The sequence below is a fragment of the uncultured Frigoribacterium sp. genome (assembly GCF_963515265.1).
GTDB lineage: Bacteria > Actinomycetota > Actinomycetes > Actinomycetales > Microbacteriaceae > Frigoribacterium.
The window spans coordinates 1-25,565 of sequence record NZ_CAUPYL010000022.1; the positions used below are offsets into that span (position 1 = coordinate 1).

A 25,565-nucleotide genomic window follows, 5' to 3' on the forward strand; every position below is an offset into this window, starting at 1 on the left:
CCGTTGACCCGTGCCCCGCTGACTCGCGCCCCGCTGACTCGCGCCCCGCTGACCCGCGCCCCGCTGACTCGCGCCCGACGGTCCGCCCGGCGCCCGCTTTGCCGCGTGCCGCTCGCGGTCGGTCCCGTCTCGCGTCGGCAACTCCTGATCGGTGCCGCCGCGCCGCGGCGCGTGTCGCCTGCTTCGCGGCTGAGCGGTCCCGGATGCAGGAGTTGTCGACCGGTCAGGAGACGAGACGAGGGGACAGGGCGGGACAGGAGTGGGCAGGGCGCGTCATGACGGGACGGGACGATGAAGGCGGGAACGTGCGTCGCCGCCGCAGCAGCAGCGGCAGCCGGAGCGGCAGCCGCAGCCGCTGCCGCCGCCGGAGCCGCGTCGGTCCCGTCTCGCGTCGGCAACTCCTGATCGGTGCCGCTGCGCCGCGGTGTCCGCCCTGTGTGGAGCAGCGGTGCGGACCCGGATGCAGGAGTTGCCGCCCGACCGACCGACCGACCGTCCGACCGACCGATCGCCGGCCGGTCGACCGACCGGCCGGCGAGGCGGGACGACGAGTCGGCGAGGTCGGGAATGAACGCGGCAGCCCCGTCGTTCACCCAACTACATGCAGACGCATGAACTAGATCTGAGGTGAGACCATGCAGTTCGGAGTCTTCTCCGTCGGCGACATCACGGCCGACCCGACCACCGGCCGGGTGCCGACCGAGCACGAGCGAATCAAGGCGATGGTGACGATCGCCCAGAAAGTGGAGGAGGTGGGCCTCGACGTCTTCGCAGCCGGCGAGCACCACAACCCGCCGTTCGTGAACTCGAGCCCGACGACCCTGCTCGCCACGATCGCGGCGACGACCGAGCGCATCCAGCTGAGCACAGCGACGACGCTCATCACGACGAACGACCCGGTGAAGATCGCCGAGGACTTCGCGATGCTGCAGCACCTCGCCGACGGCCGGGTCGACCTCACCCTCGGCCGCGGCAACACGGGCCCGGTCTACCCCTGGTTCGGCAAGGACATCCGTCAGGGGATCAACCTGGCGATCGAGAACTACGCCCTGTTGCGACGCCTCTGGACCGAGGACGTCGTCGACTGGAAGGGCCACTTCCGCACGCCGCTCCAGGGCTTCACCGCGACGCCCCGTCCGCTCGACGGCGTCGCCCCGTTCGTCTGGCACGGCTCGATCCGCAGCCCGGAGATCGCCGAGCAGGCCGCGTACTACGGCGACGGATTCTTCGCCAACCACATCTTCTGGCCGGCCTCGCACACGAAGCAGATGGTCGAGCTCTACCGCAGCCGCTTCGAGCACCACGGCCACGGCCGCGCTGACCAGGCGATCGTCGGGCTCGGCGGGCAGGTCTTCATGGCCAAGAACTCGCAGGACGCGAAGCGCGCATTCCGTCCGTACTTCGACGAGGCCCCCGTCTACGGCCACGGTCCGAGCATGGAGGACTTCACCAGCCAGACGCCGCTCACCGTGGGCAGCCCGCAGGAGGTCATCGACCGCACGCTCGGCTTCCGCGAGTACGTCGGCGACTACCAGCGTCAGCTGTTCCTCATCGACCACGCCGGACTGCCCCTGCAGACCGTCCTCCAGCAGCTCGACATCCTCGGCGAGGAGGTCGTGCCCGTGCTCCGTCGCGAGTTCGCGTCCCGTCGTGCCGCGGGCGTCCCCGACGCGCCGACGCACGCCTCCCTCGTGGCCGCGGCCGCCGCCTCTGCCGCGACCTCGTCCGTCACGTCCTCGGTCACGGCCGACGCCGCGTCCGTCCCGAGCCTGTAGGAGGCGCCCCGTGAGCACCAGGAAGATCGTCGTCCTCTCGGCAGGGCTCGGCCAGCCCTCCTCCACCCGGCTCCTCGCCGACCGTCTCGCCGAGGCGAGCGCCCGGGCCCTGCTCGACCAGGGCTCACCCGCCGACTTCCGGGTCGTCGAGCTCCGGGACCACGCCCACGACGTGACCGACGCGATGCTGACGGGGTTCCCGTCCGAGGCGCTGGCCGACGTGCTGGCGGCCGTCGGCGCCGCGGACGGGGTCGTGGCCGTCACGCCGGTCTTCACCGGCTCCTACAGCGGCCTGTTCAAGTCGTTCTTCGACGTGCTCGACAACACGGCCCTGACCGGCACGCCCGTGCTGATCGGCGCGACGGCGGGCACGGCGCGGCACTCGCTCGTTCTCGACCACGAGCTGCGGCCGCTCTTCTCCTACCTGCGTGCCGTCGTCGTGCCCACCGGCGTCTTCGCCGCGGCGGAGGACTGGGGCGCCGGCGACTCGACGACCACGGGCCTGCCCGAGCGCGTGACGCGCGCGGCGGACGAGTTCGCCGCGCTGGTCTCCCTGCGGCACACCGAGCGTCGCGACCCGTTCGCCGACGTCGTCTCGTTCGAGGAGCAGCTGGGCCGCCTGGGCGTCCCGGACGACATCTGACCCGCGCACCGGGCCGAGCAGCCGCGGACCTCGCCGTGCCGCGGGGCGCGCGGCCCCGGACGGGTCGATGATGGTCACGCCCGGCGCGGCGACCCGCGCGCACCCCGAGGAGGACGCATGACCGACACCCGCAGCCCCGCCGACGAGCTCGCCCGGTTCCACGAGGCCAGGAGCGCCCGCGCCGTGAGCCCCCGCGGCCCCCTGGCGCTCGTCAACACCCAGTGGGTCGACTCTCCCCAGCCCGTCTGGGGCGTCGCCGGCACCTGGGCGCCGGCGCCCGACGGCCTCGCGGGGCTCCTCGTCACCGCGACCGCCGCCGACGGCGTGCAGGTGGACGGAGAGGTCGTGGACGGCACCGTGCTCGTCGCGGGCGACGACGCGGTGACGCCGAGCGCCGTGCGGTTCTCCGACGCCCTGACCGGGACCGTGATCGCGAACGACGACAGCTCGAGCTGGGGACTGCGCGTGTGGGACGCAGAGTCCGAGGGCATCCGTCGGTTCGGGTCGATCGACTCCTTCGAGCACGACCCCGCCTGGGTGGTGACGGCCGACTTCGTCCCGACCGAGGCAGGCGCGGAGGTGGACATCCGGCACCAGGCGGACCTCGACCTGAGCCGCCCGAAGCCCCTGCCCGGACTGATCCGGTTCTCGCTCGACGGCGTCGACCACGAGCTGGCCGCGTTCCCCAGCGGGTCCGGCGACCGCCTGCAGCTCGTGTTCGGCGACGCGACCAACGGCGAGAGCACCTACTCGGTCGGTCGCTTCCTGTTCCCGACCCCCTGCGACGACGGCACGATCGTGCTCGACTTCAACCAGGCCGTGCTGCCGCCCTGCGCGTTCTCGTACGCCTTCAACTGCCCGATCCCGCCCCCGCAGAACCGGCTGGCCGTGCCGATCGAGGCCGGCGAGAAGAACGTGCTCGACCGCGACGGCGCACTGCTGCACTGACGGCGTGGCCGGGCCCGACGGAGCGGCGAGGCTCCGGGGCCGCAGGCGCGTCCTGTCGGCAGGGGGTGGGATGATCGACGGATGTTCGTGCTCGCCCGTCGCCTCTCCGACGGCGACGTCGAGCTGACCACCTGGCGCCGTCCCGCCCCCGACCAGGCGCTGGTCCCGGCCGACGTCGAGGTCGTCGCCGACGTCGACCTGGTCGAGGCCGTCCGGAGGCGCGAGTCGGGCCCCGAGGGCACGGCAGGGCCCCGCTGGGTCTGGGACGACACCCCCCGGTGGTACCCGCGCCTCCTCGAGGCGGGCGTCCGCGTGGCGCGCTGCGTCGACCTGCGGCTCTGCCACGCGCTGCTGCGGTCGGCCGTCGCGACGGCGGGGTCGGAGCTGCACGGGGCGCCCCGCGGCCCGTGGGACGTCCCCCAAGGCGTGGACGGCCCCCGCGACGGCCTCTTCGACGTGCTGCCCGAGTCGCTGCCCGACCCGGCAGGGGAGTTCCTCCGCCAGCGGGCGGCGATCGAGACGAGCCCGGAGCGGGCACGACTCGAGCTGCTGACGACCGCCGAGTCGACGGGCGCGCTGATCGCCGTCGAGATGCGGCACCACGGCGTCCCGTGGTCGGCCCGCGTGCACGACCGGGTCCTCAGCGAGGCCCTCGGACCACGGCCGGCCGCGGGGGAACGCCCGGCGCTGATGCGCACCGACCTCGACGAGGTGCGCAGCCGGCTCGACGCCCCCGACCTCAACCCCGACTCGCCCGCCGAGCTGGTGCGCGCGCTGAACTCGGCCGGCGTCCACGTCGCCTCGACGACCAAGTGGGAGCTCGAACGTCACGACCATCCCGCCGTCGAGCCCCTGCTGCGGTACAAGAGGCGGCAGCGACTGCTCGTCGCCAACGGCTGGGCCTGGCTGGACGCCTGGGTGCGTGACGGGCGCTTCCGGCCGGACTACGTGCCGGCCGGCAGCGTCACCGGCCGCTGGGCCACGAGCGGGGGAGGCGCCCTGCAGCTGCCGAGGGCGGTCCGGGCCGCCGTGGTGGCCGACCCGGGCTGGAAGCTCGTCGTCGCCGACGCCTCGCAGCTCGAGCCGCGCATCCTCACCGGCCTCTCCGGCGATCGCGCGATGGCGGCGGCGGGTCAGGGCGACCTCTACGAGGGCATCGTCGCGAGCGGCGCGGTGGCGAGCCGGGCCGAGGCCAAGGTCGCGATGCTCGGGGCGATGTACGGCGCGACCCAGGGCGAGAGCGGGCGTCTCGTGCCGCGGCTGGCACGCCGGTTCCCGCAGGCGATGGCCCTCGTCGAGACAGCTGCGCGCACCGGCGAGCAGGGCGGCGTCGTCCGCACCCTCCTCGGGCGGACCTCCCCGTCGCCCGGCGACGGCGCCGCGGACGAGCTCCCGCCCGAGATGCCCCGCGCCGAGGTCGGGCGCGACGCGCGGTCGTGGGGACGCTTCACCCGCAACTTCGTCGTCCAGGGCACGGCAGCGGAGTGGGCGCTCTGCTGGCTGGGCGCCTTCCGGCAGGCGCTGCACGACCGGTTCGGCGACCGGGGGGACGACGCCCCGCACCTCACGTTCTTCCTGCACGACGAGGTCGTCGTGCACGCGCCGGCGGACACGGCCGACGAGGTCGCGGTCCTCGTCGTCGAGGCGGCGGCGGCCGCGGGCCGGATGCTGTTCGGCGACGCTCCGGTGCGGTTCCCGCTGACCGTGGCCGTCGTCGACGACTACTCGCAGGCCAAGTAGGAGGCGCGGGCGGCTCCCGGGGGCGCTGCGGCCGCCTCCTCGTCGCCCGTCCCGCACTCCCCGGCGGGGCAGGCCGGCCGATTGCCAGCCGTTGCACGGTTGTGACGTCCAGGGAGCACGTGTCATGATCGACCCAGCGGATCGAGGTCCGCACACAACCGAACACGCACGAGAGCACGCACACGGTCCACGTGTCCACAGGTCGATGGGGAAGTCGCACCTAACGGATGGAGGAATCGTGGCTGCTGCAACGGCTAGGGGAGTGCTCTTCGTGCACTCGTCCCCTCGTGCACTGTGCCCGCATGTCGAGTGGGCGGTCGGTCGTGCCCTCGGGCATGCCGTGAACTTCGCCTGGGTGGCTCAGCCGGTCCTGTCCGGCGCCCAGCGGACCGAGTTCTCCTGGCAGGGCGACGAGGGTGCCGGCGCACGCATCGCCTCGGCGCTGCGTGGCTGGGAGCACCTCCGGTACGAGGTGACGGAAGATCCGGGCGTCGAGAATGACGGCGGGCGCTGGATGCACACGCCCGACCTCGGGGTGTTCTTCGCGCAGACCGACACGGCGGGCAACACCGTCGTGCCCGAGGACCGGATCCGCTACGCCATGGACATCGCCGGCTCGAACGCGCTCGAGCTGCACCGCGAGCTGCGGCTCGCCCTCGGCCAGGCCTGGGACGACGAGCTCGAGCCTTTCCGCTACAGCGGCGAGGGCAACCCCGTCGTCTGGCTGCACAAGGTCGGCTGACCTCGACGCACCCGCACGACGCGACGAAGGCCGGTGGCCCCGAGGGGACACCGGCCTTCGTCGTGCCCGGCGCAGAGGCGCGGACAGGGTGGATCAGACGGAGCGGAACGCGACGACAGCGTTGTGCCCGCCGAAGCCGAACGAGTTGCTGACCGCGACGATCTCGCCGTCGGGCAGCCGACGGGGCTCGCCGACGACGACGTCGAGGTCGATCTCGTCGTCCATCTGGGTGACGTTGATCGTCGGGGGAGCGAGGCGCTCGTGCAGCGCCTTCACCGTGAAGAGGGCCTCGATGGCTCCGGCACCGCCGAGCAGGTGCCCGGTCGACGCCTTGGTCGCCGAGACGATCAGCTTCGAGGTGTGGTCGCCGAAGACCCGCTTGATCGCGTGGTACTCGGCGATGTCGCCGACCGGCGTGCTGGTCGCGTGCGCGTTGACGTGCACGACCTGGTCGCGCTCGACGCCGGCGTTGTCGAGCGTCGCGATGACCGCGCGGGCGGCACCGGTGCCCTCGGGGTCGGGGGCGGTGATGTGGTACGAGTCGCTCGTGACCGCTCCGCCGATCAGCTCGGCGTAGATGCGGGCGCCGCGGGCGAGCGCGTGCTCCTCGGTCTCGAGGACGAGCGCCGCGCCTCCTTCGCCGAGGACGAAGCCGTCCCGGGTGACGTCGTACGGACGGGAGGCGGTGGCCGGGTCGTCGTTCCGCTTCGAGAGCGCCTGCATGGCCGCGAACGAGGCGAGGGGCATCGGGTGGATGGCCGCCTCGGAGCCGCCGGCGACGGCGATGTCGGCGAGGCCGGACTGGAGGTGGTCGTAGGCCATGGCGATCGACTCGGTGCTGGAGGCGCAGGCCGAGACGACCGTGCGGGCGCCGGCGCGCGCGCCGAGGCTCATCGAGATCGCGGCGGCGGGGCCGTTGGGCATCAGCATCGGCACGGTCATCGGCAGGACGCGACGCGGGCCCTTCTCGCGGAGGGTGTCCCACGCGTCGAGCAGCGTCCACACGCCGCCGATGCCGGTGGCCCAGTCGACGATGAAGCGCTCGGGGACGACCTCGGGCGAGCCGGCGTCGGCCCAGGCCTCGCGCGCGGCGGTGAGGGCGAACTGGCTGGACGGGTCGAGGCGCTTGGTCTCGCGGCGGTCGAGCACGTCGGCCGACGGCACCTTGGCCTGGCCGGCGATGGTGACGGGCAGCTCGTACTTGGCGACCCACTCCTGCTCGAGGGTCGTGATGCCGGACTCGCCCGCGAGGAGCGCGTTCCAGCTGTCGACGGCGGTGCCGCCGAGGGGGGAGGTGCCACCGAGGCCGGTGACGACGATCTTCTTGGTCATGACGATTCTCCTGGAGAGACGGTGCGTCCCTCGGCAGGCGCGGAGCCCACGAGGGGGGACGGAGAGGCCCGGTCGCCCCGAGGGGAGACCGGGCCGTCGACGTCTAGTCCTGTGCCTTGGTGATGAAGGTGACGGCGTCGCCGACGGTCTTGAGGTTCTTGACCTCTTCGTCGGGGATCTTCACGTCGAACTTCTCCTCGGCGTTGACCACGATGGTCATCATCGAGATGGAGTCGATGTCCAGGTCGTCGGTGAACGACTTGTCCATCTCGACGGTGTCGGTCGCGATGCCCGTCTCGTCGTTGACGAGCTCGGCCAGGCCGGCGAGGACTTCTTCGGTGGACAGTGCCATGGTGTGTTCTCCTTGAGGGGGTGTCGTGGTGACCGGGGTAAAGCCTATACAGGGCGGCGGCGGCGAGCCGTCGCGGCGCGCTACGGGAGGACGACCACCTGGGCGCCGAACACGAGCCCCGCACCGAAGCCGATCTGCAGCGACAGGCCGCCGCTGAGCTCGGGGTTCTCCTCGAGGAGGCGGTGGGTCGCGAGCGGGATGCTGGCGGCGGACGTGTTGCCGGTGGTCGCGATGTCGCGCGCGATGACGACCGTGTCCGGCAGGCCGAGCTGCTTGGCGAACTCGTCGACGATGCGCATGTTGGCCTGGTGCGGCACGAACGCGGCGAGCTGGTCGCTCGTGACGCCGGCCTGCTCGAGGGCCTGCTTCGCGACCTTCACCATCTCCCACACGGCCCAGCGGAAGACGGTCTGGCCCTCCTGGCGGAGGGTCGGCCAGGCGACCTCGCCGGCACCGGCGCGGTACTCCTGCATCGTGTTCGTCATGCGGATGGCGTCCCACTTCGAGCCGTCGCTGCCCCAGACGGTGGGGGCGATGCCGGGGGTGTCGCTCGCGCCGACGACCGCCGCGCCCGCCCCGTCGCCGAGGAGGAACGAGATGGTGCGGTCGGTCGGGTCGATGAAGTCGCTGAGCTTCTCGGCCCCGACGACGAGCACGTATTCGGCGAGACCGGACTTCACGAAGGAGTCGGCCTGCGCGATGCCGTAGGCGTAGCCGGCGCAGGCGGCCGAGATGTCGTAGGCGGCGGCGGGGTTCGCGCCGATCTTCTCGGCGAGCAGCGAGGCGACCGAGGGGGTGGCGACGCCGCCGCTGATGGTGGAGACGAGCACGACGCCGATCTGGTCGGGACGGATGCCGGCCTTGGCGATCGCCTCGTTCGCCGCGGCCTCGGCGAGGTCGACGACGTGCACCTCGGACGACGCCCGCACGCGCGTCACGACGCCGGTGCGCTGCTGGATCCACTCGTCGCTGGAGTCGATCGGCTCGACGATGTCGGCGTTCGGCACGACCTGGTCGCCCCGGGCGGCGCCGATCGCGAGGATGCGCGTGTACTCGGCGCCGTGCTGCTGCTTGAGCTGGGGGGTGGTCATTCTGCTCCCTCGAGGAGGTCGACGGCGGCCTGCAGGTCGTCGGGGGTCTTCACGGCGACGGAGGGGACTCCGCGCAGCGCGCGCTTGGCGAGGCCCGTCAGGGCGCCCGCAGGGGCGAGCTCGACGATGCCGGTGACGCCGGCGTCGGCGAACGAGGTCATGACGGCGTCCCACCGGACGGGCGACGACACCTGGCCGACGAGCAGCTCGACGAAGCGGCTGCCGGAGTCGACGGCGCTGCCGTCGTGGTTCGTCCAGAGCCGCAGGGTCGGGTCGGCGGCGGTGACCGAGGAGGCGGCGGTGCGGAGGCGCTCGACGGCCGGCTCCATGAAGCGCGTGTGGAACGCCCCGGCGACCTGCAGCGGCACGACCCGGCTCTTGGCGGGCGGCTCCGCCGCGAGTGCGGCGAGAGCCGTCAGCTCGCCGGCGACCACGACCTGCCCGCCGCCGTTGTGGTTGGCAGCGGTGAGCCCGAGGGCCTCGAGGCGGGCGGCGAGCTCGGCCTCGTCCCCGCCCAGGACGGCGCTCATGCCCGTCTCGACCTGCGACGCGGCCTCGGCCATGGCGCGACCGCGCTCGGCGACCAGGCGGACGGCGTCGTCGTCGGTCAGCACGCCGGCGACCGCCGCCGCGGTGAACTCGCCGACGGAGTGGCCGGCGACGCCGCCCACCCGGCTGCGGTCGACGCGGGAGAAGACGGCACGGGCCGTGAGCAGCCCGGCGGCGACGATGAGGGGCTGGGCCACCGCGGTGTCGCGGATGGTGTCGGCGTCGGACGTCGTCCCGTGGGCGACGAGGTCCATCCCGGCCGAATCCGACAGCGACTCGAGGAAGTCGCGCTGGGCGCCGTCCTCCAGCCAGGGCTCGAGGAATCCGGGGGACTGGGAGCCCTGTCCGGGCGCTACGACGACGATCACCGGTCCATCATGCCAACGACCTGCCCCTGCCGTGTGGAGCAACCCGACCAAAGATCGCCGTGGACACTGTGGATCACCACAGCCGCGGCCACAGCGGTCAGCGTCGTCGGGGCGTCTGGCCGTCGGTGTCGGCGATCGACCCGAGGATCAGCGCCGACTGCAGCACGATGGCCTCCCGCGAGCCGGTGGCGTCCCAGCCGATCACGTCCGAGACGCGCTTGAGGCGGTAGCGGACCGTGTTGGGGTGCACGAACAGCTCGCGGGCCGTTGCCTCGAGCGACCGGCCGTTGTCGAGGTAGCACCACAGGGTCGTGAGCAGCTCGGTCGAGTGCGTCTTCAGCGGCTTGTAGATGCGGTTGACGAGGGTCGAGCGGGCGAGGGGATCGCCGGCGAGGGCGCGCTCGGGGAGCAGGTCGTCGGCGAGCACCGGACGAGGCGCGTTCCGCCACGACCGTGCGACGGCGAACCCGGCGAGGGCCGCCTTGGCGCTCTGCGCCGCCTCGACGAGGCTCGGCACCTCGTGGCCGAGCACGAGGTGCCCGTCGCCGAAGCCGGGCTCGAGGGCCGAGGCGATGTCGGTGAACGGTGGCTGCGAGGTGGACTCGCCGTTCTCGTCGGTCTCCTGCTCGGCCCGGCCGATGACCAGCACCAGCCGGCTGCCCTGCACGCCGATCAGGACGTCGGCGTCGAGGTGCCGAGCCGTGCGGCGGAGCTGGTCGACGTCGAGCATGCGCGGGGCCGTGCCGACGAGCACGGACACCTCGCCGTGGCCGTGCCAACCGAGCGCGGCGATGCGGCTCGGCAGCTCGTCGTCGTACTCGCCCCGCAGGATCGAGTCGACCACGAGGGCCTCGAGCCGGGCGTCCCAGAGGCCACGCGCCTCGGCGGCCCGGGCGTAGACGTCCGCCGAGGCGAACGCGATCTCCCTCGAGTACAGGAGGATCGCCTCCCGCAGGCTGTCGTCGCCGTCCTTGACCCTCTCTTCGACGACCTCGACCGTGACCCGGATGAGCTGGAGGGTCTGCTGGAGGCTGATCGAGCGCAGCAGCTCCCGCGGTGCCGCGCCGAACACGTCGGCGGCGATCCACGGCGTCGACCGAGGGTCGTCGAACCAGCTGATGAAGGAGGTGATGCCCGCCTGGGCGACGAGGCCCACCGCCGAACGGCGGCCGGGCGGCATGTCGCCGTACCAGGGAAGCGTCTCCTCAAGCCGCTTGATGGTCGCCGTCGACAACTCCCCGGACACCGTCCGCAGCCACGCGAGCGTTCGCTCCTTCGTGGCCGCGGACGGCTCCATCGGCGAGGCCGGGACCCGCTCGGCGCTCACGCGGTCGTCAGCTCTCCCCGCCGGCGGTGCCGCTGGTGCCGGCCGTCACGTCGTGCAGCTGGTAGCGGTCGATCGCCTGCTGGACGACGCTGCGGTCGACGTCGCCGCGACGCGCGAGCGCCTGCAGCGTGCGGACCACCATGGAGGGGCCGTCGATCTTGAAGAACCGACGAGCAGCCGCACGGGTGTCCGAGAAGCCGAAGCCGTCGGCGCCGAGCGTCAGGTAGTCGCCGGGCACGTACTCGCGGATCTGGTCGGGCACGGCCGCCATGAAGTCGGACGTCGCGATGACAGGACCCTCGGAGCCCTGGAGCTTCTCGGTGACGTAGGGCGTGCGGGGCTCGGCGCTCGGGTTGAGGAAGTTGTGCTCCTCGGCCTCGAGACCGTCGCGGCGCAGCTCGTTCCACGAGGTGACGCTCCAGACGTCGGCGGCCACGTTCCAGTCGTCGGCGAGCAGCTGCTGGGCCTCGAGGGCCCAGCGCACGCCGACGCCCGAGGCGAGCAGCTGGGCACGAGGGCCCAGGTTCTCGGCGGACCTCAGCTTGTAGATGCCGCGCACGACGCCGTCGACGTCGAGGTCGTCCGGCTCGACGGGCTGCTGCATCGGCTCGTTGTAGACGGTGATGTAGAACATGACGTTCGGGTCGTCGTGCGACGGGGTGCCGTCGTCGTTCTTCCCGTACATGCGGTCCATGCCCGCCTTGACGATGTGCCCGAGCTCGTAGCCGTACGCCGGGTCGTACGAGACGACGGCGGGGTTCGTCGAGGCGAGCAGCAGCGAGTGGCCGTCCGCGTGCTGCAGGCCCTCGCCGGTCAGCGTCGTGCGGCCCGCCGTGGCGCCGATGATGAACCCGCGGGCCATCTGGTCGCCCGCGGCCCACATGGCGTCGCCGGTGCGCTGGAAGCCGAACATCGAGTAGAAGACGTAGACCGGGATGAGCGGCTCGCCCTGCGTCGAGTACGACGTGCCCACGGCGGTGAAGGCCGCGAAGGCGCCGGCCTCGTTGATGCCGACGTGCAGGAGCTGGCCCTGGGGGCTCTCCTTGTAGGCCAGCAGCAGCTCGCGGTCGACGGACGTGTAGTGCTGTCCGTTGGGGTTGTAGATCTTCGACGTCGGGAAGTACGCGTCCATGCCGAAGGTGCGGGCCTCGTCCGGGATGATCGGGACGATGCGGTGGCCGAAGTCGGGGGAGCGGAGCAGGTCCTTGAGCAGACGGGCGAAGGCCATCGTGGTGGCCACCTCCTGCTTGCCCGACCCCTTGCGGACGACGTCGTAGGACTTCGCCTCGGGCACCGCGATCTCGGTGTACTTGCTGCGGCGCTCGGGCACGTAGCCGCCGAGGGCGCGTCGGCGCTCGTGCAGGTACTGGATCGCCTCGTCGCCGTCGCCCGGGTGGTAGTAGGGCGGCAGGTACGGGTCCTCGTCGAGCTGCGCGTCGCTGATCGGGATGCGCATCTCGTCGCGGAACTGCTTGAGGTTGTCGAGGGTGAGCTTCTTCATCTGGTGGGTCGCGTTGCGGCCCTCGAAGGCCGGGCCGAGGCCGTAGCCCTTGACGGTCTTCGCGAGGATGACCGTGGGCTGGCCCTTGTGCTCGCTGGCGGCCTTGAAGGCCGCGTAGACCTTCTTGTAGTCGTGGCCGCCGCGCTTGAGGTTCCAGACCTGGTCGTCGGTGAAGTCCTTCACGAGCTCGAGGGCGCGCGGGTCGCGGCCGAAGAAGTTCTCGCGGACGTACGCGCCGCTCTCGGCCTTGTAGGTCTGGAAGTCGCCGTCGGGCGTCGTGTTCATCAGGTTGAGCAGGGCGCCCTCGGTGTCACGGGCGAGCAGGTCGTCCCACTCGCGGCCCCAGACGACCTTGATGACGTTCCAGCCGGCGCCGCGGAAGAAGCTCTCGAGCTCCTGGATGATCTTGCCGTTGCCACGGACCGGGCCGTCGAGGCGCTGCAGGTTGCAGTTGATGACGAAGTTGAGGTTGTCGAGCCCCTCGTTGGCCGCCACCTGGAGCTGGCCGCGGCTCTCGACCTCGTCCATCTCGCCGTCTCCGAGGAACGCCCAGACCTGCTGGTCCGACGCGTCCTTGATGCCGCGGTTGGTGAGGTACTTGGCCACCTGTGCCTGGTAGATCGCGTTGATCGGCCCGAGGCCCATCGACACGGTCGGGAACTGCCAGAACTGCGGCATGAGCCGGGGGTGCGGGTACGAGCTGAGGCCGCCGGTGTGGTGCGACTTCTCCTGGCGGAAGCCGTCGAGCTGGTCGGTGCCGAGACGGCCCTCGAGGAACGCGCGGGCGTACATGCCCGGGGAGGCGTGGCCCTGGAAGAAGACCTGGTCGCCGCCGCCCGCGTGGTCCTGGCCGCGGAAGAAGTGGTTGTAGCCGACCTCGTAGAGGGCGGCCGACGAGGCGTAGGTCGAGATGTGGCCGCCGACCGAGACGCCCGGACGCTGGGCCCGGTGCACCGTGACGGCCGCGTTCCAGCGGACCCAGCGGCGGTAGCGACGCTCGAGTTCTTCGTCGCCGGGGAACTCCGGCTCGTCCTCCGGGGCGATGGTGTTCACGTAGTCGGTCTTCGGGACCATCGGCACGCCGAGGTGCAGCTCGCTCGAGCGAGACAGCAGGCTCTTCATGATCTGACGTGCGCGTTCGTGGCCCTGCGCCGCGACGAGGGAGTCGAGGGACTCCCTCCACTCGGCGGTCTCCTCGGGATCCTGGTCGGTCGTGTCGACCGTGTACGGATCCTGATCGTTTACCGTCACCCTTGACCTCTATCACTCGTGTGTGGTGGACAACAGCCGCCGCCCCACGGGGGCGCACGGCGGTCAGCTCGACGCGGCTCGGGTCCCGGGTCGTCGTCGCGCACTGACCTGGCGAGTCTAGTTGGCTCGGCCGACGGAGGCTCGGCACGCCCTGGGAGAACGTCCTCGCGCGCGGCCGTCTGGGGCGTAACATCGCTCCTCGTGTTGACGTCGGTCGCCCGGACCGGCGCGGAAGGAACGTGCTCATGGCGCTGGAGAACGACATCCAGGCTCCCGACTTCGATCTGCCGAACCAGTTCGGCGAGCACGTGCGCCTGGCGGACTACCGCGGCGTGCGCCCCGTCGCCCTCGTCTTCTTCCCGCTGGCCTTCTCCAGCACCTGCACCGCCGAGCTCTGCACCCTCCGCGACAACCTGGCGATGTTCCAGGACGCCCGCGTCGAGCTGATCGGCATCTCGGTCGACTCGAAGGCGACCCTGCGGGCCTTCGCCGAGGAGGAGGGCTACGACTTCACCCTCCTGGCCGACTTCTGGCCGCACGGCGAAGTGTCCAAGGAGTACGGCGTGTTCCTCGACCACAAGGGCTTCGCCACCCGCGCGACGTTCCTCATCGACGTCGACGGCATCATCCGCGAGCACTTCCTCACCGAGCCCGGCCAGGCGCGCTCGCTGGCCGACTATCGCGCCGCGCTCGACCAGCTCACGTCCGTCCCGGCCTGACTCGCCGTCAGGGCTGGCCCGCCGGAGCCGTCGGCCGGGTCTGCTTCGCGATAACCTGTCTCCTGCTCGCCCGGCCCGACCGGCGCGAGGGCCTTTAGCTCAGTTGGTAGAGCGCCACGTTTACACCGTGGATGTCATCGGTTCGAGCCCGGTAGGGCCCACCATCGCAGCGCGGCCCGACCTCTGCGCCACGACCCACCCCGGACGTCACGACCTGGCGACCCAGCGCAGTCCGTCATGGTCGCTTGCGAGTCGGCGAACGACTCCGTCGCGGAGTCCTCGACGTCGTCTCGAGCCCTGGCCCGTGTACGGAGAACGAGTGCCGACGCCCGGTCGTCCTGCGGAGAAGGCCGAGAGAGCCGCGGGGTACAGCCGTATCCCCATCTTTGGGGACACGCGACCCCTTACCGCTCTGGCGACCCGTGGGTACCGTCACCTCATCGGCACCGTGCCGACCTTCGCGAGTCCTTCCCCGACCGGCACCATCGGGGCTCCCGAGGGGTTACCCGAGAGACCTCCCGACATGTCCCGAACGATCAGCCGCGCCCGCTGGATGCGCCGTGCCCGCTGGGCAGCCCTGCCCGTCGCCGTGATCGCCTCCGGCGCGATCATCTCGACCGCCTCGTACTCGGCGTTCTCCGCCACCACGTCGAACCCCACCAGCAACTGGTCGACCGGCACCGTCCAGCTCTCGGACGACGACTCCGACGTCGCCCTGTTCTCGGCTTCCGGCCTGAAGCCCGGCGACACGGGGAGCAAGTGCATCACGGTCACGTCGAAGGGCACCCTGCCGTCGGCGGTCAGGCTCTACGGCACCTCGGCCACGACGACGAACTCGCTCTCGTCCTACCTCGACCTGCGCATCGTGCAGGGCACCGGCGGATCGAGCGCGTCGTGCGACGGGTTCACGCCCGCGACCCAGGACTCCCAGGTCTGGTCGGGCACGCTCGCGGACTTCGCGAGCCAGCGCACCGGCTACGCGACCGGCTCGCCGACCTGGTCGCCGTCGGGCACCGCCCCCGAGTCGCGCTCGTTCCAGTTCACCTACACGTTGAGCTCGGCCACCCCGAACACCGGGCAGGACTCCCGTGCCGCGATCGCCTTCACCTGGGAGGCCCAGACCCGCTGACCGGTGGGCGACCCCGGTCGACCACTCGGAGCGTGAGTCCCCTCATGACCACGACCACCACGCCGCAGGACGGCCGCACGGCCTTCTCCTTCTGGGGTGCCCTCTGCGTCGCGACATGTGCGCGGGTGGTCCTCACGACGGCCGTGTGCCTCCTGCTCTGGGCAGCGGTGCCGGCCCTCTGGGGCTGGTCGCCCACCACCGTCGTGTCGGGGTCGATGGCGCCGAGGATCGTCGCGGGCGACGTGGTGGTGGCGATGCCGCTGGACGCCGACCTGCTCGTCCCCGGCCAGGTCCTGCTCGTGGACGACCCCGACCGACCCGGCGAGCTCCGGCTGCACCGGCTGGTCGAGACCACCGACGACGGGCTCCGGCTGCAGGGCGACGCCAACGCGTCGGCCGACTCGAGCCCGGTCCCTGTCGAGGACGTCCACGGCGTGGGCGTCCTGCGGGTGCCCGCGGTCGGCTCCCCGATGCTCTGGCACGGCGGCGACCGCGTGGCCGGCGGCCTGCTGGCGTCGCTGGTCGTGCTGGCGCTGATCGCCCTGACCCGGCTCGAGCCGAGGGGCGACGAGGAGGTGGTCGACCCGCTCGGTCCCTCCCGTCACCGTGCGCGGGCCCCCGTGACGACCCGGACCTGGGCGGCCAGGGTGTCGGGGACGGTGCTCGCCGTCGTCGGCGGCGTGGCCGTGTTGATGCTCGTGGTCGGCTCGAGCCACTCCGCCTTCGCGGGCACGACCTCGACGGCGAGCAGCCTCGCGACGTCACGCTTCGCCTGCCTCGATCGCCCGGTGGCCGCACAGGCGCACTTCGCGTACCAGTACAACGACGGCGTCGGGACGTCGCTGCGGGACAGCAGCGGCAACGGGCGGACGGGCACGCTCACCCAGGGGGCGGTGATCCAGAGCGGGAGCTGTGCGTCGGGCGCGAGCCCGTGGCTGACGCTGGACGGAGTGACCGGTCAGGTCACGACGTCCGAGAGGCTGAGGGCGCCTCAGGTCTTCTCGATCGAGACGTGGTTCCGGACGACGACGACAGCCGGGGGGAAGCTCGTGGGCTTCGGCAACAGCCAGGCCGGGGCCTCGACCCAGTACGACCGGCACCTCTACCTCACGGACCGCGGCACGCTCGTCTTCGGCGTGTACAGCGGCCAGCAGTACACCATGTCGAGCACCGCCTCCTACGCCGACGGGGCGTGGCACCTCGCCACCGTCACGCTCGACGGGTCGGGCATGGTCCTCTACGTGGACGGGGCGCAGGTGGCGTCGTCGCCGCAGAACGCGGCGGAGGACTTCCTCGGCTGGTGGCGCATCGGCTACGACACGGTGGGGGGAGTCTGGCCCGAGACGCCGTCGAGCCCGCACTACCGAGGCGACCTCGAGAACACCTCGGTCTACGACGTCGCCCTGTCGGCCGCCGACGTGGCCGCCCACCACGCCGCGGGCCGCTGAGCGGGCCCCGACGGTGCAACGTCACGGTCGGGTGTCTGAGGATCTCGTGCACGTGGCGGTAACGTGGCGTGCCTCGGGGGAGGGAAGCCATGGACGCGTCGAGCGAGCCACGCGATCGGGGCGAGGAGACGCACGCCGCTCCGCAGGGACGCACGCTGCGGTCGACGTTCATCGGGCGTGGTGCTGGCCAAGGCGTGCTGCTCGGCGCCGTCGCGGCCCCGCTCGGCATGCTCATCGCGCTCGGGTCCGGCACGGACGCCGATCTCTCGCAGCTGGCCCAGAACTCGTTGACGCCCGTGTTCGTCGTCGTCGCCGCCCTGGCCGGCACGGTCGTCGGCCCCGCGGTGGGAGTCCTCGCCAGCCTGGCCTGCCTGGTCGTGCGCGAATCGGTCGAGGGCCGCCGGCTCGGTGTCCGGACGGCCGCCGTGGCAGCTGTCGGGGGCGTGGTGGCCGGCGCATGCGCGGGCATCCTCGCCCTCGTCCTCAGCGCGGTGGTCGGGCCGGCGACGGGGTTCGTCGTGGTCGCGACGCTGCTGGGGGCCCTGTCGGCCGGGCGGACCGAACGAGTGTGGACTCGCCGTCAGAGCTGACCACGTCCGAAGTCGGTCTCCCGGTGCGCCGGGGGCGCGGGGCCGGGTCGTCGATCACGACCCGGCGCACCCGCGCGACGACGACGCCCCTAGCGGCGCGCGGCGCTGCGGCGTCCCGAGACGGCGACCCAGATCGCGAGGACCACGATCGCGCCGATGATCGAGCCGATGATGCCGGCGGGCTGGAAGAAGCCGTCGGTCGGGTCGTTCTGGAACAGCAGGAAGCCGAGGAACCCGCCGACGAACGAGCCGATGACGCCGAGGAGGATCGTCATGGCGATCGAGAGGCTCTGACGACCCGGGACCACCGCTCGCGCGATGAACCCCGCGATGAGGCCGATGACGAGCAGGCTGATGATGAGACCGATCATGGTGTTCTCCTTCCGGGAGAGGTGCGCGACGGGCACCGTCGGTGCCGTGGAGCCGCGCAGCTCAGCAGACCACCCCTGGAGGTGTGGCGGCACACCCCTCGGGGTGGGATGGTGACGTCATGCCCCTTGCCCCGCCCCGCTCGATCACCGTCGCCCTGGTCGACGACTACGACGTCGTCCTCGCCGGCCTCGCCCACATGTTCGACCAGTACCGCGACCGGGTCGTCGTCGCCGAGATCGACGCCACGACGGCGCTGTCGGACCAGGTCGACGTCGTCCTCTACGACTCCTTCGCCCAGCCCGAGTCCGACCACCACGAGCTCGCCGAGCTCGTCTCGAACCCCGCGGCCGGCAAGGTGGTCGTCTACACCTGGAACTTCCACCCCGAGCTGGTGGAGGCGGCCCTCGCGCAGGGCGTGCACGGGTACCTGTCGAAGACCCTCACGGCACGCGAGCTCGTGGAGGCACTCGAGGCGGTGCACGGAGGCGAGCAGGTCGTCAGCGACGTCCGGGGCCGCGCGCCGAGCGCCCCCGGCCTCGACTGGCCCGGCCGCCGCGAGGGCATCACCGACCGCGAGTCGGAGATCCTGGCCCTCATCACGCAGGGCAAGAGCAACGCCGAGGTCGCGGCCCTGACCTACCTCAGCCCGAACACCGTCAAGTCGTACATCCGGTCGGTGTACCGGCGGATCGGCGCGACGAGTCGCACCCAGGCGGTGCTCTGGGGCGTGCAGAACGGCTTCCAGCCGGACCACCACCGGATCGACCACTGGCTCGGCGGTCCGTAGGGCGCTCGGCCACCGCCTCCGTCGGGCACGGTGCGCCTCCTCCGCCCCTGCCTCCGGGCGTGGTCTGCTGGGCGCATGCCTGACACGAGCGAGCTGACCACGTACCTGCCCTGGGCGGTCGCCGCCGTCCTCCTCATCGTGTTGATCGTCCTCGTGGTGCTGCTGCGTCGGCGGGCGAAGGCGGCGCAGGAGGCGCTGCGGACCCGCGAGGACGCGCACCGGAAGGCGCTCGACGAGGCCACGGCCGAACGCGAGCGGGCCGCCCGCGACGCCGCCGAGGCCCACGCCCGTGAGCTCGAGCAGGTCGAGGCACGGCGGGTCGACGCCGAGACGTCCGCCCAGCAGAGCCGCGCCCTCGTCGCGGCCGGGGCGAAGTGGGAGGAGACCTCCCGCCGCATGGTGCTCGACGCGGTCACCGACCTCGGCCTCGACGGCGCCCTCGTGACGAACCTCGTCTTCGTCCCCGTCGACGCGACGCGCAGCCGGCGCTTCGTCGCGCAGGTCGACCACGTCCTGCTGCTGCCGACGGTCGCCCTCGTGATCGAGAACAAGGGGTGGAAGGGCGTCGTTCTCGACGGCGTGCACCCCCGGGACGCCGGTTCCTCGTTCGCGACGCTCCTCGGCGACCTCGAGCTGGAGCCGCCCTTCGCGGTCCAGGTCAAGCGCGACTCGCTCACCTCGCTCGAGCTGCGCACGCACGACCAGGGCCACGCCCCCCGCAAGCAGGTCCGGCGCCAGGCGCAGCGCATCTCCGACCTCGTCCGGGCCGAGACCCACCGCAAGCCGTGGTTCGACACCGCCGTGCTCTACTCCCACCCCGACGCCGACGTCCACGCGGACCCTCGGGCCGACGACGAGGGCGTGAGCACCGTGGTCATCGCCAGCCAGGCGCAGCTCCGCGCCCACCTCGAGGAGCTCGTCCGGCGCCGTCGGCCCGGCCCCGACAGCCCCCGCATCGACGAGCTCTCCGCCCTCTTCGCCGGTCTCGGGGCCGAGGTGACCTCGTTCGGCAAGCCGCTCGACCGTGCGGCGGCGACGGCGGCGGGCCCGGCGGGCCCGGTACGCCAGCCCGACGACGTCGAGTCCTCGCCGGCGAAGGCGTAGCTCCCGTCGGTCGCCGCTCCTCCTGCAGCCGCCGCACGGAGCAGGCCGATGCTCGGCCTCCTCGGGGCGTTCTGCCAGGCGGCGACCGCGTGCGGGCCCCTACCGTCGACCCCCTCGGCGCCTGACCGGCGCGAGGACGACGGGAGACGCGCCGATGAGGCTGACCGACACGAGCGACCTGTGGTGGAAGACCGCGGTCTTCTACAACCTCGACGTCGAGACGTACCTCGACCGGGACGACGACGGCGTCGGCGACCTCGACGGCCTGGCGCACCGGCTCGACCACCTGGCCGAGCTCGGCGTCACCTGCCTGTGGCTGGCGCCCTTCTACCCGTCGCCCCAGCGCGACAACGGCTACGACATCGAGGACTACTACGGGGTCGACCCCCGCTACGGCCACCTCGGCGACCTCGTCGAGGTCGTGCGCACCGCACACGACCGGGGCATGCGCGTCATCGTCGACCTGGTGGTCAACCACACATCCGACCGGCACCCCTGGTTCCGGGAGGCGCGCAGCAGCCCCGAGAACCGGTACCGCCGGTTCTACCAGTGGCGCGACGACGTCCCCGAGGACGCCCCGGAGAGCATGTTCCCCGACGTCGAGGACGGCGTCTGGCGCTTCGACGACGAGGCGGGCCAGTACTACAAGCACTCCTTCTACCGGCACCAGCCGGACCTCGCCACCGACGACCCGGTCGTCCGGGAGGAGATCGCGAAGGTGATCGGCTTCTGGCTGCAGCTCGGCATCGACGGGTTCCGGGTCGACGCCGTTCCGCACCTGATCGAGGGCGACGACGGCCCCGAGCACGACTTCCTGCGCACGCTGCGGCGCTTCGTCTCCCGACGCAGCGGGCACGGCGTGCTGCTCGGCGAGGTCAACCTGCCCTACGACGAGCAGCTCGCGTTCTTCGGCGGCGAGGACGGCGACGAGCTCACCATGCAGTTCGACTTCGTCGGCAACCAAGCGCTGTACCTGTCGCTCGCGCGACAGGACGCGACCCCGCTGCGGGAGGCGCTCGAGGCTCGACCTGCCCTGGCCCGCGGCAACCAGTGGGGCAACTTCGTCCGCAACCACGACGAGCTCACCCTCGACCAGCTGAGCGAGTCCGAGCGGGGCGAGGTCTTCGCGGCGTTCGCGCCGGAGGAGGGCCAGCGCATCCACGGCCGCGGCATCACGCGCCGCCTGCCGCCGATGCTGGAGGGCGACCCCCGCCGCGTCCGCATGGTCTACAGCCTCCTGTTCTCGCTGCCCGGCTCGCCGGTGCTCTACTACGGCGAGGAGATAGGCATGGGCGAGGACTCCCGGGTCGAGGGCAGCCGCGGCGCCGTCCGCACGCCCATGCAGTGGACCGCGGAGGCGAACGGCGGCTTCTCGGCAGCCGCGGCCGACGACCTCGTGTCGGCGGTGGTCACGGGCGGCAACGCTCCGGAGCACGTCAACGTCTCCCAGCAGCGGCACGATCCCGACTCGCTGCTCGCCTTCGTCTCGCAGCTGACCCGCGCCTACCGGGCGGCGCCCGAGATCGGCTGGGGAGAGTTGTCCGTCCTCCGGCAGCCGCACGCCTGCGTGCTCGCGCACAGCGTGGACAGCGAGCTCGGGCTGCTCGTCGCGGCGCACAACTTCGCCCCGGACGGCCGGACGTTCCGCGTCGAGCTCGAGGGCACGACCGACGAGTGGCAGGTGGTCGACGTCCTGGCCGGGGACGGTGCGGCCCGGCCCCTCGACGACGGCGGCATCGAGATCGAGCTCGGGGGCTACGGCCACCGCTGGCTGCGCGTCGTGCGCCCGGGGGAGAAGCGCCTCCTCTGACGCCGGGCTGCCGCGTCGGGCCTACTGGACCGACGCGGTCAGTCGTGCCACGTTGTCGAGCACCTGCAGGCCCGCGGGGCGGGACAGCCAGCCCTCGAGGGTGATCTCGCGCGACTTGCGGCGGTAGTCGTCCTCGATGAGGCGGACCTCGTCGACGAACGACTTGCCGTGCACCATCAGCGACACCTCGAAGTTGAGGCTGAACGAGCGCATGTCCATGTTGCTCGAGCCGATCACCGCGACGGTGTCGTCGACCGTGAAGTGCTTCGAGTGCAGCACGATCGGGCGCTCGTAGAGGAAGATGCGGACGCCGGCCCGCAGCAGCGTCTCGTAGTACGAGCGCTGCGCGTGGTAGACCATGAACTGGTCGGCCACCTCGCAGGCGAAGAGCTGCACCTCGACGCCGCGCTCGGCGGCCGTCGTGATCGCGTAGAGCATCGAGTCGTCGGGCACGAAGTAGGGGCTCGCGATGATCAGCCTCTCCTGCGCGCCGTACACGAGCGCGTTGAACAGGCGCAGGTTGTTCTCGCCGTCGAAGCCCGGCCCGCTCGGCACGACCTGGCACTCGAGGCTGTCGGGCCCCTGGCGCTGCTCGATCAGGGGCTCGGCCTCGGCGTCGGTGGGCAGCTCGTCTGTCTCGCTGTACCAGTCGGTGATGAAGAGGGCGTTGAGGCCGACGGCGGCCGGGCCCTCGAGCCGCACCATGAGGTCCTTCCACTGCAGCCCACGCTTGATGTTGCCGCGCTTGTTGTAGCTGGGGTCCGTCATGTTCTGCGAACCCGTGAAGGCGACGTCGCCGTCGATCACGACGATCTTGCGGTGGTTCCGCAGGTCGGGTCGGCGCCACGCCCCCTTGAACGGCCGGAAGGGCAGCATCTCCTCGAACCGGATGCCCGAGTCGCGGAGCCACTGGCGGGTGACGCGGCCCTGTGGGTTCCGCATCGTGGCCCAGTGGTCGTAGAGCACCCGGACGGCGACGCCGCGCGCGTGCGCCCGCTCGAGGGCCTCGAAGAACAGGAAGGTCGACTCGTCACGGGTGAGGATGTAGAACTCGACGTGGACGTACCGCTCGGCCTCGTCGACGGCCGCGGCCATGGCGGCGATCGACTCGGCGTAGTCGGGCAGCAGGGTCGCCGTGTTGCCGGGCAGCAGCGGCATGGCGCCGAGCGTGCGGTTGAGGGTCACGACCGTGCCGAACCACGGCGGGCGGGGGTTCGTCACGGCGTGCACGTCGTCGATGCCCTTGGTCGCGTCGAGGATGCGGTCGTTGATCTCGCGCTGCTTGTCGCGGCGGTCCTGGGGCAGCTTCGAGCTGCCGAGCAGGCCGAAGAGCACGCTGCCGGGGATCGGCGACACGAAGATCGCCAGCAGCCAGGCCATCGCGGAGCTGGGGCGCCGGTTGCGGGGCACGGCCACCACGGCCACGATCCGGATGAGGATGTCGACGACCAAGATCACCGTCGGGAAGTGCTTGAAGATCCTGCGCCACGTCATGCGTCGATCTTGTCAGCCCGGGAGTCGGCTCGTCGCTGCCGTTCGCCCGGAGGACATGCACATTGCACTATCGACCGCAGAGTGCAATCATCTCCCGTGGGCACCTGCCCTCCGGCGACGTCGCCGCACCGCGCACCGACGACCGAGAGGAGGCGCCCCGTGAGCACCGAGACCGTCGCGGCTGTCAGCAAGGCCGCGCTCCGCCGCCTCCGGACCCGCTCCGAGCTCGTGGGTGCGGCCCGCCGGCTCACCGCCGAGCACGGGCTCGCCGGATTCACGATCGAGCAGCTCTGCGACGAGGTCGGCATCTCCCGGCGCACGTTCTTCAACCACTTCGCGTCCAAGGACGACGTGGTCGTCGGCGTGGGGCTGGACGACGACGAGGACGAGGCGCTCGAGGACTACGCGTCCTCACGACACGACCCGCGCCTCCCCGTCTTCTCGACGACGCTCGACGACCTCGCGGCGCTCGTCGTGCAGCGTGTCGAGCACGTCGGCCTCACCCGCGAGCGGGCCGCCGAGTTCAAGGCGGCGCTCGACCGCGAGCCGCGGCTGCTGCAGGCGATGCTGACGCAGGGCGACGCGCAGCAGCGTCGTGTCGCGGCCGCCGTCGCATCGCACGAGGGCGTCCCCGACGACGACCCGCGCATCGGCGTCGTCGTGGCGATCGCCGGTGCGCTGGTGCAGCGCGCCATGACCCGCTTCTTCTTCGACGAGGGCCCGCCGGGCCTCCGCTTCGACCACGTCCTCCGTGACCAGCTCGCCCTCGCCCGCGCGCTGTTCTCCGCCGCACCGCCCCTCGACCAGGAAGCACGCTGACACGACCATGACCACCACCACCGCGAAGACGGCCGACGCGCCGTTCCTCCTCACCCAGAGGCGGATCTGGATCATCTTCGGCGCCCTCATCTCGGGCATGCTCCTCTCGAGCCTCGACCAGACCATCGTCTCGACCGCCATGCCGACGATCGTCGGCGAGCTGGGCGGCGTCGAGCACCAGGCCTGGATCACCACGGCCTACCTGCTCGCGACCACGATCGTGATGCCGATCTACGGCAAGTTCGGCGACGTCCTCGGGCGGCGGAACCTCTTCCTGGCGGCGATCGCGATCTTCACTCTCGCGAGCATCGGCTGCGCGTTCGCGACGGACTTCTGGGCGTTCGTCGTCTTCCGGGCGATCCAGGGCCTCGGCGGCGGCGGGCTGATGATCCTGTCGCAGGCGATCATCGCGGACATCGTCCCTGCCTCGGAGCGAGGCAAGTACCTCGGCCCGCTCGGAGCCGTGTTCGGCCTGTCGGCGATCGGCGGCCCGCTGCTCGGCGGCTTCTTCGTCGACCACCTCACCTGGCAGTGGGCGTTCTACATCAACGTGCCCGTCGGCATCGCCGCGTTCGTCATCGCCTGGATGGCGCTGACCCTGCCGAGCAAGAGGGCCACGAGACGCGTCGACTGGCTCGGCGTCGTGCTGTTGTCGGCCGCCACGACCTGCCTCATCTTCTTCACCGAGTTCGGCGGCCAGGCAGACCACGGCTGGGGCGCGCCCGAGACGTGGCTGTGGGGGGCGGGCGTGCTCGTCGCCGTCAGCGCGTTCGTGCTCGTCGAGTCGCGCGCCGAGGACCCGATCATCCCGTTGTCCTTCTTCCGCAACCGCGTGTTCGTCCTGGCGACGGCCGTCGGCTTCGTGCTCGGCATCGGCATGTTCTCGGCGATCGCGTTCGTCCCGACGTTCCTGCAGATGTCGTCGGGCGCCTCCGCGGCCGTGTCCGGGCTGCTGCTGCTGCCGATGATGGCCGGCCTGATCGGCACCTCGATCCTCTCGGGCAACCTGATCACCAAGACGGGGCGCTACCGGGTCTTCCCCATCGTCGGCACGCTGCTGACGGGCGTCGCGATGGCCCTGTTCACCACCCTGACGGCAGACACGCCCCTGTGGCTGATCTGTGTCTTCCTGCTGATCTTCGGCGCCGGTCTCGGCCTCATCATGCAGGTCGTGGTGCTGGTGGTGCAGAACTCCGTCGACGCCGCGAACGTCGGGACGGCGACGAGCACGAACAACTACTTCCGCGAAGTGGGCGCCGCCCTGGGCGTCGCGATCTTCGGCGCGCTGTTCACGAGCCGCCTCACCGAGAACCTCACGAGCGTCTTCACCGGTGCCGGCGCGTCGACCGGCGACGCCGCCCAGGCGACCGCGACGCTCGACCCCGCTGCGCTGAACGAGCTGCCCGAGGCGATCCGCCGACAGGTCGTCGAGGGGTACGCCGACGCCCTGGCGCCGGTGTTCGCCTACCTCATCCCCTTCATCGCGATCGCCTTCGTGCTGGCGCTGTTCCTGCCCCAGATCGCGCTCAGCGACGTCGCCGGCATGGTCGCCCGCGGCGAGGCGGTCTCCGGCGACGAGGCGGAACAGCTCGAGAAGGAGGCGCGCGGCCGGTCCACGGGCGCGGTCGCCGAGGCGGCCACCGCGTCGGCCGACGCGGCGGGAGCGCCGTCGAC

The 25,565-nt window shown here is 71.8% G+C and carries 22 protein-coding genes and 1 tRNA gene; 15 read left to right on the forward strand and 8 right to left on the reverse strand.

Annotated elements, in window-relative coordinates; genetic code table 11:
- Nucleotides 1–635: 635 nt before the first annotated feature.
- From RWM17_RS04050 to RWM17_RS04070, 5 genes are all read left to right on the forward strand, one after another.
- On the forward strand, nucleotides 636–1,775 hold the full coding sequence (locus tag RWM17_RS04050; RefSeq protein WP_314101617.1) for an LLM class flavin-dependent oxidoreductase: 1,140 nt from the start codon (nucleotides 636–638) through the stop codon (nucleotides 1,773–1,775).
- A gap of 10 nt (nucleotides 1,776–1,785) precedes the next feature.
- Entirely contained in the window at nucleotides 1,786–2,418 is a 633-nt protein-coding gene (locus tag RWM17_RS04055; RefSeq protein ID WP_314101619.1) for an FMN reductase, read from the forward strand.
- A 117-nt stretch (nucleotides 2,419–2,535) separates the two neighbouring features.
- The gene (locus RWM17_RS04060; protein WP_314101621.1) at nucleotides 2,536–3,366 is read left to right on the forward strand and encodes a DUF1684 domain-containing protein; all 831 of its coding nucleotides are present in this window, start codon (nucleotides 2,536–2,538) and stop codon (nucleotides 3,364–3,366) included.
- Nucleotides 3,367–3,447: 81 nt separating this feature from the next.
- Nucleotides 3,448–5,106, forward strand: a complete 1,659-nt coding sequence (locus RWM17_RS04065; protein WP_314101622.1) for a bifunctional 3'-5' exonuclease/DNA polymerase — start codon at nucleotides 3,448–3,450, stop codon at nucleotides 5,104–5,106.
- A 205-nt stretch (nucleotides 5,107–5,311) separates the two neighbouring features.
- Nucleotides 5,312–5,848 (forward strand): DUF3145 domain-containing protein, encoded by a 537-nt coding sequence (locus RWM17_RS04070; protein ID WP_123546092.1) that lies wholly within the window; start codon nucleotides 5,312–5,314, stop codon nucleotides 5,846–5,848.
- A 93-nt stretch (nucleotides 5,849–5,941) separates the two neighbouring features.
- Here the strand turns inward: RWM17_RS04070 and RWM17_RS04075 are convergent, their stop codons facing one another.
- The 6 genes from RWM17_RS04075 to aceE form a co-directional block, all read right to left on the reverse strand.
- Nucleotides 5,942–7,180 carry a beta-ketoacyl-[acyl-carrier-protein] synthase family protein gene (locus RWM17_RS04075; RefSeq protein WP_314101625.1) on the reverse strand — a complete coding sequence of 413 codons (1,239 nt, stop codon included), beginning with the start codon at nucleotides 7,178–7,180 and terminating at the stop codon, nucleotides 5,942–5,944.
- Between the two features lie 103 nt (nucleotides 7,181–7,283).
- Nucleotides 7,284–7,532, reverse strand: a complete 249-nt coding sequence (locus RWM17_RS04080) for an acyl carrier protein (RefSeq protein WP_056054313.1) — start codon at nucleotides 7,530–7,532, stop codon at nucleotides 7,284–7,286.
- Nucleotides 7,533–7,612: 80 nt separating this feature from the next.
- Complete coding sequence (locus RWM17_RS04085; RefSeq protein WP_314101628.1) at nucleotides 7,613–8,623, reverse strand: beta-ketoacyl-ACP synthase III; 1,011 nt, start codon at nucleotides 8,621–8,623, stop codon at nucleotides 7,613–7,615.
- The gene (locus RWM17_RS04090; RefSeq protein WP_314101630.1) at nucleotides 8,620–9,540 is read right to left on the reverse strand and encodes an ACP S-malonyltransferase; all 921 of its coding nucleotides are present in this window, start codon (nucleotides 9,538–9,540) and stop codon (nucleotides 8,620–8,622) included. The genes RWM17_RS04085 and RWM17_RS04090 overlap by 4 nt, the downstream gene beginning before the upstream one ends.
- 97 nt (nucleotides 9,541–9,637) lie before the next feature.
- A complete protein-coding gene (locus RWM17_RS04095; RefSeq protein ID WP_314101652.1) occupies nucleotides 9,638–10,837 on the reverse strand; it encodes a helix-turn-helix domain-containing protein in 1,200 nt (399 codons plus the stop codon).
- 37 nt (nucleotides 10,838–10,874) lie between these two features.
- The gene (gene aceE / locus RWM17_RS04100) at nucleotides 10,875–13,619 is read right to left on the reverse strand and encodes a pyruvate dehydrogenase (acetyl-transferring), homodimeric type (RefSeq protein ID WP_314101631.1); all 2,745 of its coding nucleotides are present in this window, start codon (nucleotides 13,617–13,619) and stop codon (nucleotides 10,875–10,877) included.
- Nucleotides 13,620–13,864: 245 nt separating this feature from the next.
- Here aceE and RWM17_RS04105 point away from each other — a divergent pair, with 245 nt between their 5' ends.
- The 5 genes from RWM17_RS04105 (at nucleotide 13,865) to RWM17_RS04125 (ending at nucleotide 17,505) form a co-directional block, all read left to right on the forward strand.
- Complete coding sequence (locus tag RWM17_RS04105) at nucleotides 13,865–14,338, forward strand: peroxiredoxin (protein WP_314101632.1); 474 nt, start codon at nucleotides 13,865–13,867, stop codon at nucleotides 14,336–14,338.
- Nucleotides 14,339–14,426: 88 nt separating this feature from the next.
- A tRNA-Val gene (locus tag RWM17_RS04110) sits at nucleotides 14,427–14,502 on the forward strand.
- A 359-nt stretch (nucleotides 14,503–14,861) separates the two neighbouring features.
- The gene (locus RWM17_RS04115; protein ID WP_314101633.1) at nucleotides 14,862–15,467 is read left to right on the forward strand and encodes a hypothetical protein; all 606 of its coding nucleotides are present in this window, start codon (nucleotides 14,862–14,864) and stop codon (nucleotides 15,465–15,467) included.
- A 44-nt stretch (nucleotides 15,468–15,511) separates the two neighbouring features.
- Nucleotides 15,512–16,915, forward strand: coding sequence for a LamG-like jellyroll fold domain-containing protein (locus RWM17_RS04120; RefSeq protein WP_314101635.1), 1,404 nt, complete (start codon nucleotides 15,512–15,514; stop codon nucleotides 16,913–16,915).
- An 89-nt stretch (nucleotides 16,916–17,004) separates the two neighbouring features.
- Nucleotides 17,005–17,505, forward strand: a complete 501-nt coding sequence (locus tag RWM17_RS04125) for a hypothetical protein (RefSeq protein ID WP_314101637.1) — start codon at nucleotides 17,005–17,007, stop codon at nucleotides 17,503–17,505.
- Nucleotides 17,506–17,594: 89 nt separating this feature from the next.
- Here the strand turns inward: RWM17_RS04125 and RWM17_RS04130 are convergent, their stop codons facing one another.
- A complete protein-coding gene (locus RWM17_RS04130) occupies nucleotides 17,595–17,876 on the reverse strand; it encodes a GlsB/YeaQ/YmgE family stress response membrane protein (RefSeq protein ID WP_314101639.1) in 282 nt (93 codons plus the stop codon).
- Nucleotides 17,877–17,995: 119 nt separating this feature from the next.
- Here RWM17_RS04130 and RWM17_RS04135 point away from each other — a divergent pair, with 119 nt between their 5' ends.
- The 3 genes from RWM17_RS04135 to RWM17_RS04145 all read left to right on the forward strand — a co-directional run bounded on the left by RWM17_RS04135 (nucleotide 17,996) and on the right by RWM17_RS04145 (nucleotide 21,578).
- On the forward strand, nucleotides 17,996–18,664 hold the full coding sequence (locus RWM17_RS04135) for a response regulator transcription factor (protein WP_314101641.1): 669 nt from the start codon (nucleotides 17,996–17,998) through the stop codon (nucleotides 18,662–18,664).
- Between the two features lie 75 nt (nucleotides 18,665–18,739).
- Nucleotides 18,740–19,768 carry a nuclease-related domain-containing protein gene (locus RWM17_RS04140; RefSeq protein ID WP_314101642.1) on the forward strand — a complete coding sequence of 343 codons (1,029 nt, stop codon included), beginning with the start codon at nucleotides 18,740–18,742 and terminating at the stop codon, nucleotides 19,766–19,768.
- A gap of 154 nt (nucleotides 19,769–19,922) precedes the next feature.
- Entirely contained in the window at nucleotides 19,923–21,578 is a 1,656-nt protein-coding gene (locus tag RWM17_RS04145; protein ID WP_314101644.1) for an alpha-amylase family protein, read from the forward strand.
- Between the two features lie 21 nt (nucleotides 21,579–21,599).
- On the opposite strand, the gene cls is transcribed toward RWM17_RS04145, so the two are convergent.
- Nucleotides 21,600–23,072, reverse strand: a complete 1,473-nt coding sequence (gene cls, locus RWM17_RS04150) for a cardiolipin synthase (RefSeq protein WP_314101646.1) — start codon at nucleotides 23,070–23,072, stop codon at nucleotides 21,600–21,602.
- A gap of 159 nt (nucleotides 23,073–23,231) precedes the next feature.
- On the opposite strand from cls, the gene RWM17_RS04155 reads away from it, so the two are divergent.
- Nucleotides 23,232–23,891: a helix-turn-helix domain-containing protein gene (locus RWM17_RS04155; protein WP_314101648.1), complete on the forward strand. Its 660-nt coding sequence runs from the start codon at nucleotides 23,232–23,234 to the stop codon at nucleotides 23,889–23,891.
- A 7-nt stretch (nucleotides 23,892–23,898) separates the two neighbouring features.
- The coding region (locus RWM17_RS04160) for an MDR family MFS transporter (protein ID WP_314101650.1) at nucleotides 23,899–25,565 on the forward strand (1,667 nt) is incomplete at its 3' end.

Coding starts and splice junctions, on each gene's coding strand:
- RWM17_RS04115 (WP_314101633.1), top strand. CDS start 14,862: ATGTCCCGAACGATCAGCCGCGCCCGCTGGATGCGCCGTGCCCGCTGG.
- RWM17_RS04135 (WP_314101641.1), top strand. CDS start 17,996: ATGCCCCTTGCCCCGCCCCGCTCGATCACCGTCGCCCTGGTCGACGAC.
- RWM17_RS04145 (WP_314101644.1), top strand. CDS start 19,923: ATGAGGCTGACCGACACGAGCGACCTGTGGTGGAAGACCGCGGTCTTC.
- RWM17_RS04070 (WP_123546092.1), top strand. CDS start 5,312: ATGGGGAAGTCGCACCTAACGGATGGAGGAATCGTGGCTGCTGCAACG.
- RWM17_RS04080 (WP_056054313.1), bottom strand. CDS start 7,532: ATGGCACTGTCCACCGAAGAAGTCCTCGCCGGCCTGGCCGAGCTCGTC.
- RWM17_RS04050 (WP_314101617.1), top strand. CDS start 636: ATGCAGTTCGGAGTCTTCTCCGTCGGCGACATCACGGCCGACCCGACC.
- RWM17_RS04060 (WP_314101621.1), top strand. CDS start 2,536: ATGACCGACACCCGCAGCCCCGCCGACGAGCTCGCCCGGTTCCACGAG.
- RWM17_RS04065 (WP_314101622.1), top strand. CDS start 3,448: ATGTTCGTGCTCGCCCGTCGCCTCTCCGACGGCGACGTCGAGCTGACC.
- RWM17_RS04105 (WP_314101632.1), top strand. CDS start 13,865: ATGGCGCTGGAGAACGACATCCAGGCTCCCGACTTCGATCTGCCGAAC.
- RWM17_RS04075 (WP_314101625.1), bottom strand. CDS start 7,180: ATGACCAAGAAGATCGTCGTCACCGGCCTCGGTGGCACCTCCCCCCTC.
- RWM17_RS04130 (WP_314101639.1), bottom strand. CDS start 17,876: ATGATCGGTCTCATCATCAGCCTGCTCGTCATCGGCCTCATCGCGGGG.
- cls (WP_314101646.1), bottom strand. CDS start 23,072: ATGACGTGGCGCAGGATCTTCAAGCACTTCCCGACGGTGATCTTGGTC.
- RWM17_RS04120 (WP_314101635.1), top strand. CDS start 15,512: ATGACCACGACCACCACGCCGCAGGACGGCCGCACGGCCTTCTCCTTC.
- RWM17_RS04085 (WP_314101628.1), bottom strand. CDS start 8,623: ATGACCACCCCCCAGCTCAAGCAGCAGCACGGCGCCGAGTACACGCGC.
- RWM17_RS04095 (WP_314101652.1), bottom strand. CDS start 10,837: ATGGAGCCGTCCGCGGCCACGAAGGAGCGAACGCTCGCGTGGCTGCGG.
- RWM17_RS04125 (WP_314101637.1), top strand. CDS start 17,005: ATGGACGCGTCGAGCGAGCCACGCGATCGGGGCGAGGAGACGCACGCC.
- RWM17_RS04140 (WP_314101642.1), top strand. CDS start 18,740: ATGCCTGACACGAGCGAGCTGACCACGTACCTGCCCTGGGCGGTCGCC.